Origin of the sequence: Undibacterium sp. SXout20W (genome assembly GCF_049340285.1) — a bacterium.
Classification (GTDB): Bacteria; Pseudomonadota; Gammaproteobacteria; order Burkholderiales; family Burkholderiaceae_D; genus Undibacterium.
The window spans coordinates 37,092-48,247 of record NZ_JBMPPH010000033.1; the positions used below are offsets into that span (position 1 = coordinate 37,092).

Here is an 11,156-nt window from a genome sequence, read left to right on the forward strand (position 1 = left end):
GAAAAGAAAATTCCACGTCTTCACAAACACTTCTAAAGTAAAATTCCCTACGAACAACCACATCAAAATTTGAAGGGAACAATTGACTTGAAAGTTGAGGTTCTGGATGACAGTAACCAGACCGTCTTTGACACCCTGGTCGATGGTTTTCCACAGGGAAACGGTCGATATTTTCTGCAAAAAAATATCAATAAAAGCAAATTTTGATATGCACAAATGGTTTCTTATGTTTCACTAAATACGACGTATAACTGCCATTAATTTGTCAGTAATATTGTCAGGGCTATTATTTTGATGCGCACTACTTTACCGATTGCGCTTAAATACAAAACATCAACTATTTGAGAGATTTCAATGTTGAACATCATACTCGTCGCCGTCGCGGTAATCATTGGCGTAATATGCACACTTGCTGCATTCAAACCTGACACATTTCGTATTCAACGCTCAATCAGCATTGATGCCAAGCCTGAAACATTAGCTGGATTAATTGAAGATTTTCATCAATGGAGCAATTGGTCACCTTGGGAAAGGCTAGATCCGACGCTGTCTCGGACCTATAGTGGTTCAACCAGTGGGATAGGCGCTGTCTATGAATGGGAAGGCAACAAAAAAGTCGGAAAAGGTCGCATGGAAGTCATCGATATTTCAGAGAATTCCCGCATTTTAATCAAGCTGGATTTCTTCGCGCCATTCGAAGCTCACAATACGGCCGAATTCACGTTGCATCAAGTTGGCAGTTCAACCAACGTCACGTGGGCAATGGTTGGCCCAGCCTCTTTCACGGTAAAAATCTTACATCTTCTGATGAATATAGACAAAATGGTCGGCAAGGATTTTGAGAATGGCTTGGTAAATTTAAAGATGTTGGCAGAAAAATAAACAGCATCTAAAAGAGTGCGAGCTGCACCATCGTCCGAATTCGCAAATTCTGTAGAGCGGGTACAACCCACGTTGTGTGTACGTCTTATCTGATATGGCGTGGTGCACCCGCTCTACCTTTACGTTTTAGCATAAGCCAAAAAAAAACCGATGTAATCATTTTGCACTCAAACTCAGGCCGATTGTCGGCGCTGGAGCTTGACACGATTTCTCTGGTGTAGCTCGCAAAAATGCCGTCATCGTTTGTGTGATATTTGCCGCATTTTGAGATGACAAATCGTACCCGGCAAAATTCATGTGGGTAGCACCATCAATGACACCCAACCACTTACAGCCAACTGGCATATCAGCAAATGCCTCGGTACGCTTTTTCCAGGAACCACCACCTAAACTATCATCTTTTGTCCCCGTCATCATCAACACCGGGCGTTGAATACCCGACCATGCATGATGTGGAAAAATTACGCCTTTGCCTTGCGGAGAAAGTGCAACATAGCGATCAAAAACGCTATCCAATTGCAGGACTTTGCGTTGGTTATCATCGATTCCCATGTAGTTTTCGGCACCCGCTACCATCATCACGGTAGCCGCTCCCATCGAGTGTCCTAGCAATATCGCCGCTTTTCCATTGCAACGCGGTGCCGCCCATTGACGCGCTGCGCTAATATCCATCAAGCGTGCCGTGTAAGCGGATTTATTGGCGACTAAATTCATCAAGGCATCACGATTACCTTGTCCTGTTCCACTCTTTTGCAAAGCACCCAAACCACTTTCCTGATGTCCGGGTACCACCGTCAGATAATCCTGTGAGGCCATAAAACGCGCCAGATACCCATAGCCAAGCTCTGAACCTCCTGCGCCATGTGAGATGATGGCAATACCCTGGCATGCATGAGATGGCGCGTAGACCAGCGCTGGCAAAATTTTTCCGTCTGCTCGTTGCAAACTAACCCTGTCCGCCGCTGATGTGATTGAACAGGTTGCAATACCGGCTATAAGAATAATTTTTCGCCACTTTGCTGACATCGCTTTTCCTTTGTTCGCATATACTCCCTATCTGTATATATAGACATCATTGCATTGATAAGTGAAAATCACCTATTTATAGAGATACTCCCCCACTGGCAAATTACAGGTTGCCTTCAGGTGAGTAAAACACTGGCGAGATCTGCTTACGAAAGAGCCATTTCCGCCGCTGCCAGCGCATGCAGCGCCGTCGTATCGAACAGAGGCAAATCGACATCCTCGGGACGTACTAATAGTGAAATTTCTGTACAACCAAGAATAATTGCCTCGGCACCTTGTTGCGCTAAATTCGCTATCACAGCGCGATATGTTTGGCGTGATTCTGGCAAAACGACCCCTAAACATAATTCTTCATAAATGATGCGATGAATCAACTCTCGCTCAGTCGGCGTCGGTATCACGACATCCAAGCCATGCTGTTCAATCAAGCGATCCCGATAAAAACTTTGCTCCATCGTAAATTTGGTGCCTAACAAGCCAACCTTCTTGTAACCTGCTCGCTTTATCCCCTGCGCAGTCGGGTCAGCAATATGCAGTAACGGAATCGCTACGGCCGCTTCCATCGCGGGAGCGACTTTGTGCATGGTATTAGTACACAAAACGAGAAAATCAGCGTGTGCATTTTCTAGCGTAGTGGCAGCATCGGCCATCATGGCACCAGCGGCTGCCCAGTCACCCTGATGTTGTAAGCGCTCAATCTCGTGAAAATCTACACTCAGCAAAATAATTTTTGCTGAATGCAAACCACCTAATGTTGCTTTGACGTGTTGATTGATCTGACGGTAATACGGGATCGTCGATTCCCAACTCATACCACCGATGAGGCCTATCGTTTTCAAAAGTAACTCCCTTGTTCTATGTATTCAATCACACTGCGACTTGGTTGTAATGGAAAATATTGTTAACTTTATTATTCGTCAAAAAATAATCACGCTCGAAACAAGTCTTCATCGTAATAGCACGGCAGCGATTTAGCACAGACAAGGATGAAAGGAAATTTTGCGCCGTAGCACGGTAACTTCGGCAGTACGATTCAAAAATACTCAACGCTGTCATCGCTACGACGATATTGATGATCAACGTGATACCGACAAATCAATCGGCAAATATTAGTTTCCTCCCTTAAAAATAGCATTCAACGGAAATCTGAATTGTGTTGTGATGCATCAAAAAAATAACGGAGGGAAAGAAAGTCGAGATGCATTAAAGCAAGTAACCCTGCGCCATCCTGCTAAATGGAAAAAATTAAGGAAGCGCAAAATAGCAAAACTATTTTGCGCTCTCCCTTCTTTGATTTTGTTTCATAAAAAACACAATTTGTTTCAACGAAGCCACAGACCCAACTCATAAAACGAGAGCGTATTAGTTAGCAATATGCTATTCTAAAATGCCATGACTTTATCATCGCAAAGTCATCCTGTCGGCCTCATCTAGATCGTTTTTGGGAGCTTATGCATGTCCAATATTGCTGGCAAAGCCTATGCCATGAATGTCATCACCCCAGTGCGTTGGTACACCGCCTGGGTAAATAAACTCTTCTTTTGGGTCGCCTTAAAACGTCCCAGCACACTCAATGGCTTAATGACGCTCTCACTGATCCACTATGCGCGCTGGGTCATTATCGGCAGAAACCAATTCCCTCATCTGTCACCAGAGCAGCCAAAAGAAAAGCTCAAATATTCGTACATGCTGTTCTTCAGTAACTTCAATGGCAGTTGGGATCAATACGTCGATTCGTTCACGTTTGCGATTCCAGGCGGTTTGGATTTGTTCTGGAAATGGAATGTCCGTTATTCGAAATCTGTCGCATTGACGCCGTTTCATAATTACATTCAATACAACCAGCTTGAAACGATCCATTACTACAACGCTTATCCCCTCGCGACCTCCAACGATGTGAAGTCAGCTAAAACGGTAAAAGACAGGCTCAGCGACTTTAACAAGACCGTTGAAGACGGCAGCGACGAGGAATTTTTAAAACGTTACCACGGTCTGCTGCGTGGCTTACAGCACGATTTAGGGGCAATGCATCCAACGCCAATTATCAGTATGTCTGCGTATCAAGTTGAACGACGTGAAAACTGGCATGCCTGCCAGCTAAATGAGGAGAAAAATCATGGCTAATAGTAGCGGTAACGCCTACGGTTTATCGATTCTTTCACCGATCAAAAACGGCCATGTTCCTGGTGCCGAAATCTCCTTTGCAGACTTCGTACGCAATAAGTTACAAGCATGGAATAGTGAAATCAACAGTCCGATGGCACTCGTTCCAAATACTTATTTGTGTCGTTTTTATGTGCTTGATGATGTCGTCACTGAATCGTTACCTGGTGGCAGCATGCCCGATACCTGGTCTGATATTCTGCCAATCGTGCCGGATAACCTGCGCCGTAATGTGATACCAACACAAGACCGTCTGCACTCGCGCTATCTGGTTTTTTGCTGCAATTTTTATGCTGGCCCTGATGGCACGCCGGATGCGTATCTACGGGGCATGTGGGAAGCAATTAATGGGCGGATTCACGATATCTGGGATAACTGCTACGGCTTTGAAAACGTTCACCATGCGGATGAATTTATTGCCTACATGAAAAAATGTCAGCGCACGACCTCCTTGTTTTTTAATGGATCGACGGATCAACCATTAGCGGAACAATTAAAAGCCTTGTACATGAAACAGGAGTTCACTAAATTCGCATTGGAAAATCAAGGTTTAAGCGCCGCGGCTATCCGTGCCAATTATCGTGCCTTTATGGTGCGCACTCAGCTCAATGATCTGCAATCGCCAAGCTGGCAACCAGGTCAATATCGGCTCTGATTCATCAACAGATACGCTAATTAATGAAAGCCTTTCATGACCAAACAACTTGATCTGTTAGATATTCAAGGACATATCTTGCGCGCTTATGGCCGCTTCGGCTATCCGAAAGCACGCTATGTTTTCTTAAATATCCGCAACGCGAAGCGGGCGCGTGAATTTGTCGATGCCATCACGCAGCGGGTCACCACCGCAGTGACGTGGGGGAAAGGCCCTGAAGATTTACCGCCGCCAGCATGGGCTGTGAATATTGCATTTACTTACCAAGGTTTAAAAGAGTTGGAAATACCGCGTGCATCGTTGATCGGTTTCTCGCCAGAATTTGTTGAAGGTATGAAACACCGCAAAGATATTCTTGGTGATGATGGCCCGAGTTCCCCAGAACATTGGGATCCAATCTGGCGCGAAAACCGCGAGACGCGTGATAAAGATGTGCATATTTTTATTTCCCTCAATGCTTTGGCACCGCCATCGACAGAACCCGGTTTAACTGGCATTCATACATCAATGGCACAGTGTGATGTTTTCCTGGAACAAGCTTATGCCTGGCTCACCGAAAAAGTAAAGAAAAGCGAAAATGGTGTGGTGATCCTGGGCGGCAACCGGGGCGACGACGGTGCTTTACTAGATTATCAAGACGTTAAAGTTGTCATGGAAAATGGCTTACCCACAGCCAAAGAGCATTTCGGTTATACCGACGGTATTGGCGATCCTGTGTTTGAGGGCGTGCCATATGACGAAGACCGCGTACGTGGACGTGGCAAGCAAATGGCAGATGGTAGTTGGGCGCCGTTGGCGACTGGAGAATTCTTACTTGGCCATATCGACGAAGCACATGAATATCCACCTGCACCTCGTCCCATTTTATTAGCTCGCAATGGCACCTATATGGTGTATCGAAAGTTGCATGAGAACGTGGCTAGCTTTGACAAATACCTAAAACAAGAAGGCAAAAAATTCCCGGGTGAGGAAGAATTATTGGCTGCAAAATTTGTCGGCCGCTGGCGCGACAATGGTGCACCGTTGGTGAGTGCGCCAGACCTCGCCAGCAAACAAAAATTTGACGAAAAATTTGCACAGGCGACACCAGAACAACAGGATCGCATGTTGAGCGATTTTACCTACGACGCCGATATGAGTGGCGCTAAGTGTCCTTTCAGTGCACATCTGCGCCGCATCAATCCCCGTGCATCATTACAAATGGGACGTGATCCTGGCGATGTACCCGGTTCGCTTAAAACGATTGCCGGTGCATTTGACACCCCTGGTGCATTAAGTAATCGACGTCGAATTCTGCGCCGGGGTTTACCTTACGGCGGAGTCAAAGACCGCAGCCGCGACGATGGCAATCACGGCATTATTATTATGATGTTAAACGCCGACATCAACCGCCAATTTGAATTTGTACAACAACAGTGGATCAATTATGGCAACGATTTCAAGGCGGGTAATGACAAAGAAATCATCCTTGGCAACCACAGCAGTGATCCCCGTTTTGCCAGCAAAGCCGTGCTGCAAGTCGAGCCGACCAGCGACGATGTACCTTATCTGTTATCAAAAATTCCGCGTTTCGTTGAAACCCGCGGCGGCGAATATTTCTTCATCCCGAGCTTGACTGCGTTACGTATGATAGCGCGTGGTGTGATAGATCCAACCTGACCTTACCCTATCAAGATTATCAAGTGGTATTACTCTAACAATTAATTTTCTTCCTTCAATAGTGCATGAAAAAAAGATTTATTTCATGTACTATTTCCTCTAATCCATACTTAAAAATATTTTTTGCGTTTAGAAACTGGTATGGTATCTTTCAGACAGACGCTTTCCAAAAAATAGAAACAATAAAAAAATCATCGTCATTTCCGTATCTAATTCGTATCTCATTTTTTTTAAAAAGAGTTGTCAGACAATAGATGTGAAGTGCTTGGATTGGCTCCTCACGATCTGAATTATTTAGGTGAATGAGGCATGCAAAGTTTGTTTGTGCAATTGTTACAACAAGAACCTTTGATTGCATTATTCCTGGCGCTGGCGGCCGGGTATGCAATCGGACAAATTAAGTTTGGGGCTATTCAACTGGGCGGTGTGTGCGGTACGCTGATCATCGCTTTGCTATTAGGTCAGGCGAACGTCGTACTTGCTCCTGGCATCAAAAATGTATTCTTTGTTTTATTCATTTTTGCGCTTGGATACGCTGGCGGTCCATAGTTTTTTGCTAACCTGAATGCCAAAGGATTGCGCCTCGCACTCTTATGCCTGATTGAAGTCGTGGTAGTACTTAGCCTGGTGATGGCGGTAACATATTGGCTTCAACTCGACCAAGGTACGGCAGCGGGAATTCTCGCAGGTGCGGCAACTGAATCCGCCGTAGTCGGTACTGCAACCGACGCACTTTCTAAACTCGCTTTACCCGCCGCAGACATCAGGCAATTACAGTCCAATGTCGTCACGGCCTACTCAATCACTTATATTTTTGGCCTGATCACTATTGTGATTATCACGAGTCAGATTTTTCCGTTGCTCTTAAGAATCAACTTGCGTCATGAAGCACAATTATTGTGGCAAGAAATGGGCGGTCAGGAAATCGCTGGTGATGCCGAATCAGCGGTTCCCGACGTTGTAGGTCGTAGCTACAGAATACAAACGAATGGTCAAAATTTGATGACCTTGCAAGCACAGTTAGGCAAGCACGCAAACATCATCAAATTACGCCGACACGGCCAATTTTTACAACTCGATCCCACACTCGATATACAAGCTGGAGATGAAATTTTAGTGACTGGGCTCCAGCGGGTACTTTCTGAAAAGGCGGCGCTATTGGGTGAAGAATTTGTCGATGGAAAAAATTTTAACGTCTTATTACAGCGTTACGATGTTGTATTACGCAACAAAGATGTAGATAACAGCAGTGTTGCGGAATTAAATCTTCCGGCGGGGATTATGCTAATCGGGGTTAGCAGAGGTTCACACAAGCTTCCAGCCTTTCCAGATTTACATTTGCAACTACACGATGTGTTGCAACTTTCAATCAGTAATTTGTATGATGAAGCCGCATCGCGTGCTGCAATTGCACGGCTTGGTACACGCATACGCTACACCGATAAATCGAATATCAGCTTTGCGGCGTTAGGTATTTTGACAGGAATTGCTGTTGGTACCTTAAGCGTCAAGATTGGCAGTATTCCATTTTCGCTAGGCACTGGCGGTGGCGCGTTACTAAGTGGCTTACTGTTTGGTTGGGTACAAAGCAAACGCCCGGAAATCGCTGGCATACCAGAGTCCGCACTATCTATACTCAAAGACCTGGGCCTCGCTGGTTTTATCGCTTGCGTAGGATTATCCGCGGGACCCCAGGCAATCGTTCTCATACGTCAATATGGCTTATCCTTACCCTTGATCGGCATCGTCATTACGGTCACTCCTGCGTGTGTTTCTCTTGCTGTTGGCCACTTTGTACTCCGTTTGAAAGCCCCTGTTTTACTCGGCGCTATCGCCGGACAGCAATGCAGCACCCCGGCCGTCAGCGCGATACAGACCGTAGCCGGCAATTCAACGCCACTCCTTGGTTACACCATTACCTATGCTGTATCGAATATTGTATTGCCACTAATGGGGCCGCTCATCGTTGGTTTAACAGGAATGCTGCGACATACGTCTTGATAAAACAAATCTATTTTTTGCCGCGGTCAGTCGTGCTGCGATCAACAACAAAGGAAGGTGCTCTATATGGAAAGTTTGCATAACTTGTTTGCCAAATCTCCCGAGATTGCTTTATTTTTGTCTCTCGCAGTTGGCTATTACCTTGGAAAGATTAAGTTTGGAAAATTCCAACTTGGCGGCGTAGCAGGTTCTTTGCTCGTTGCCGTCGTTGTTAGTCAAGTTGGCGTGCACGTGGATGCTGGCGTGAAATCTGTTTTGTTTGCCTTGTTTATTTATGCTGTTGGTTATGAGAGCGGACCACAGTTTTTTAACTCGCTCGGAAAACAGTCGATCCGGGAAATTATTCTTGCTGTTGTTCTGGCAGTCACCGCATTGGCAACTATCGTAATCATGGCCAAAATTTTCGGGCTGGACAAAGGCCTTGCCGCTGGCGTTGCGGCGGGTGGTTTGACACAATCTGCCATCATTGGAACAGCCAGTGACGCGATTGCCAAATTAGGATTATCTGCCGATGAAGTGACCCGACTTCAAGGTAATGTTGCGGTTGGCTATGCGGTGACTTACGTCTTTGGTTCCTTCGGTGCCATTATTGTTTGCGTCAATATGTTGCCAAAACTTATGGGACGGAGCATTAAAGAAGATGCGGTAAAAGCTGAGGCAGCGATGCAACAAGGTGTGCAGGTACTGGCCCCTGGACAACAAATGGCAGCGCCAGATTTGGTAGGTCGCATTTACCAAATCAATCAAGCCAACGGCAAAACCATCGCAGCATTAGAACAGACCAAACCCGATGTGACCTTAACGGTAGAGCGATTACTCCGCAATAAGCAATTTATTGAAATCAATCCACATTTAGTATTAGAAAATGATGACATCGTTTTAGTGGTCGGTCGCCGCGCTGCCATGGTCGAGGTTGCCACTGAACTGGGTACCGAATTGTATGCCGTCGACGGGATGGAATTGACCATGCAACGTAAAGACGTTGTTGTGACCAATCAAGCATTTCATAACCAATCTGTTGCTCAAATTCGCAGCAAGACAGCAGGCGATGTGAGCCATGGGGTATACGTTGTGCAAATTAGTCGCATGGGTAAATTACTGCCTGTACTAGCGGATACCGTCGTACAGACTGGCGATGTGGTAAGCATTTATGGTTCAGAGCAAGATGTTAAACGTGTCGCGAATGTCGCTGGTTATCTCTTGGTACCAACCGAGAAAACCGACTTTGTATATATGGGTGCTGGTCTGGTAGTTGGTTTAGCTGTGGGCTTGCTGACTGCAAAAATTGGTTCCATTCCACTCACTTTAGGTAGCGGCGGCGGCGCGTTGTTATCAGGCCTGTTGTTTGGTTGGTTCCGCGCAAAACATCAATCTTTTGGCGCCATGCCAACCGGTGCGGTGCAGATTCTGAAAGACTTAGGTTTAGCTGGCTTCGTGACTGTGGTTGGCCTCTCTTCAGGTTTACAAGCCGTTGAAACCGTCAAAGAGCATGGCATTTCCTTATTCCTGATTGGCGTCGTTGTCACGATCTTGCCTTTGGTTCTGACTATGCTCATCGGACGTTATGTACTCCGTTATGACAACACGGCAATATTCGCTGGCGCCTTAAGTGGTTCGAGAAGCGCCAATCCTGCGTTCGGTGAAGTATTGGACAAAGCAGAAAATTCGATTCCGACGGTGCCATTCGCAATTACTTATGCCCTCGCCAATGTGTTCCTGACGTTATTGGGGCCCTTGATTGTCGCTCTGGTTTAAGTTTTTGAGGTTCATCTCGCTTTAATTAAGTAAAAATTTTTGCACAAAGTTGTTCACGATTTAGATTCACTTTCACCAAAAGGAGTAATAAACATGGACTTTAGCAATCCCGATAAACTCGCATTATTAAGCCCCTTTGAACTCAAAGATGCATTGATCCAGACCGCAAAGAAAAGCAATCAGATGATGCTCAATGCAGGTCGCGGCAATCCAAATTTTTTAGCCACCACACCACGCCATGGTTTTTTCCAGTTCGGTCTGTTTGCCATGACCGAGGCCGAACGTTCTTACGTTTATATGAAAGATGTTGGTGGTTTTCCACAACGTGATGGCATCGAAGCTCGGTTTGAAATTTTCGTAAAAAATCATGCCGGGACACCAGGCGTCAAATTTATTGAGGCCGCAGTATCTTATGTACGTGATCAACTCGGCTTATCGGCCGGTGATTTCATTTACGAAATGTGTGAGGCTATTTTAGCTTGTAATTATCCTGTGCCTGACCGCATGTTGCGCCTCAGCGAAAAAGTCGTTGCCCAATATATCCATCGTGAAATGGTTGGCGAACATCCGTTCATCGGCAACTTTGATATGTATGCGGTCGAAGGTGGCACGGCAGCGATGACGTACTTATTTGCAAGTCTCAAGGCAAATCATTTGATCAATGAAGGCGATACCATTGCCTTGGGTATGCCTATTTTTACGCCTTACATTGAAATCCCACTTCTTAATGACTACAACCTGGTCGAATTGATGATCGATTCGCCACAAGAAAACAACTGGCAGTTCAGCAAAAAAGAGTTGGATAAATTACTTGATCCGAAAGTTAAAGCATTTTTCCTGGTCAATCCAAGCAATCCACCTTCCGTCAAAATCGATGATGAAACACTGGGCGGATTCAATTTCGAAGTGCAACCACATGTTGATGCGATTGTAACTGCTTCATAAATACTTGGTGCGGCGTTTTGAAGCCGAGACATTTTCTGGGACGATGATTTAAGCTGTTCATCGCCCATAA

General features: G+C 45.6%; 8 protein-coding genes and 3 pseudogenes. 8 read left to right on the plus strand and 3 right to left on the minus strand.

From position 1 onward, the window contains the following. Window positions 1–354: 354 nt before the first annotated feature. Window positions 355–882 carry an SRPBCC family protein gene (locus ACO0K1_RS15150; RefSeq protein ID WP_423027173.1) on the plus strand — a complete coding sequence of 176 codons (528 nt, stop codon included), beginning with the start codon at window positions 355–357 and terminating at the stop codon, window positions 880–882. A 156-nt stretch (window positions 883–1,038) separates the two neighbouring features. Here ACO0K1_RS15150 and ACO0K1_RS15155 read toward each other — a convergent pair whose 3' ends face one another. Both ACO0K1_RS15155 and ACO0K1_RS15160 read right to left on the minus strand, forming a co-directional pair. Further along, a complete protein-coding gene (locus ACO0K1_RS15155) occupies window positions 1,039–1,908 on the minus strand; it encodes an alpha/beta hydrolase family protein (RefSeq protein WP_423027175.1) in 870 nt (289 codons plus the stop codon). A gap of 146 nt (window positions 1,909–2,054) precedes the next feature. Beyond that, on the minus strand, window positions 2,055–2,747 hold the full coding sequence (locus tag ACO0K1_RS15160) for an aspartate/glutamate racemase family protein (protein ID WP_423027177.1): 693 nt from the start codon (window positions 2,745–2,747) through the stop codon (window positions 2,055–2,057). A 616-nt stretch (window positions 2,748–3,363) separates the two neighbouring features. On the opposite strand from ACO0K1_RS15160, the gene ACO0K1_RS15165 reads away from it, so the two are divergent. From ACO0K1_RS15165 to ACO0K1_RS15195, 7 genes and pseudogenes are all read left to right on the plus strand, one after another. Further along, window positions 3,364–4,032 carry a hypothetical protein gene (locus ACO0K1_RS15165; RefSeq protein ID WP_423027179.1) on the plus strand — a complete coding sequence of 223 codons (669 nt, stop codon included), beginning with the start codon at window positions 3,364–3,366 and terminating at the stop codon, window positions 4,030–4,032. Beyond that, complete coding sequence (locus tag ACO0K1_RS15170) at window positions 4,025–4,726, plus strand: hypothetical protein (RefSeq protein WP_423027181.1); 702 nt, start codon at window positions 4,025–4,027, stop codon at window positions 4,724–4,726. Before ACO0K1_RS15165 ends, ACO0K1_RS15170 begins: the two co-directional genes overlap by 8 nt. 36 nt (window positions 4,727–4,762) lie before the next feature. Next, window positions 4,763–6,385: a Dyp-type peroxidase gene (locus ACO0K1_RS15175; protein ID WP_423027183.1), complete on the plus strand. Its 1,623-nt coding sequence runs from the start codon at window positions 4,763–4,765 to the stop codon at window positions 6,383–6,385. Between the two features lie 309 nt (window positions 6,386–6,694). Continuing rightward, window positions 6,695–7,219: pseudogene (locus tag ACO0K1_RS15180) on the plus strand (aspartate-alanine antiporter); the annotation flags it as partial. 447 nt (window positions 7,220–7,666) lie between these two features. Beyond that, window positions 7,667–8,386, plus strand: a complete 720-nt coding sequence (locus ACO0K1_RS15185; RefSeq protein ID WP_423027190.1) for a hypothetical protein — start codon at window positions 7,667–7,669, stop codon at window positions 8,384–8,386. Between the two features lie 66 nt (window positions 8,387–8,452). After that, window positions 8,453–10,141 (plus strand): aspartate-alanine antiporter, encoded by a 1,689-nt coding sequence (aspT, locus tag ACO0K1_RS15190; protein WP_423027185.1) that lies wholly within the window; start codon window positions 8,453–8,455, stop codon window positions 10,139–10,141. Window positions 10,142–10,234: 93 nt separating this feature from the next. Continuing rightward, window positions 10,235–11,074, plus strand: a pseudogene (locus tag ACO0K1_RS15195) (bifunctional aspartate transaminase/aspartate 4-decarboxylase); the annotation flags it as partial. On the opposite strand, the pseudogene ACO0K1_RS15200 reads toward ACO0K1_RS15195, so the two are convergent. Continuing rightward, a pseudogene (locus tag ACO0K1_RS15200) lies at window positions 11,037–11,156 on the minus strand (IS30 family transposase); the annotation flags it as partial. The pseudogenes ACO0K1_RS15195 and ACO0K1_RS15200 sit on opposite strands and share 38 nt — an antisense overlap.

What these genes read in the sequence shown, in the direction of transcription:
- ACO0K1_RS15150 (WP_423027173.1), top strand. Translation starts at nt 355, where the DNA reads ATGTTGAACATCATACTCGTCGCCGTCGCGGTAATCATTGGCGTAATA.
- ACO0K1_RS15155 (WP_423027175.1), bottom strand. Translation starts at nt 1,908, where the DNA reads ATGTCAGCAAAGTGGCGAAAAATTATTCTTATAGCCGGTATTGCAACC.
- ACO0K1_RS15165 (WP_423027179.1), top strand. Translation starts at nt 3,364, where the DNA reads ATGTCCAATATTGCTGGCAAAGCCTATGCCATGAATGTCATCACCCCA.
- ACO0K1_RS15170 (WP_423027181.1), top strand. Translation starts at nt 4,025, where the DNA reads ATGGCTAATAGTAGCGGTAACGCCTACGGTTTATCGATTCTTTCACCG.
- ACO0K1_RS15175 (WP_423027183.1), top strand. Translation starts at nt 4,763, where the DNA reads ATGACCAAACAACTTGATCTGTTAGATATTCAAGGACATATCTTGCGC.
- ACO0K1_RS15185 (WP_423027190.1), top strand. Translation starts at nt 7,667, where the DNA reads ATGCTAATCGGGGTTAGCAGAGGTTCACACAAGCTTCCAGCCTTTCCA.
- aspT (WP_423027185.1), top strand. Translation starts at nt 8,453, where the DNA reads ATGGAAAGTTTGCATAACTTGTTTGCCAAATCTCCCGAGATTGCTTTA.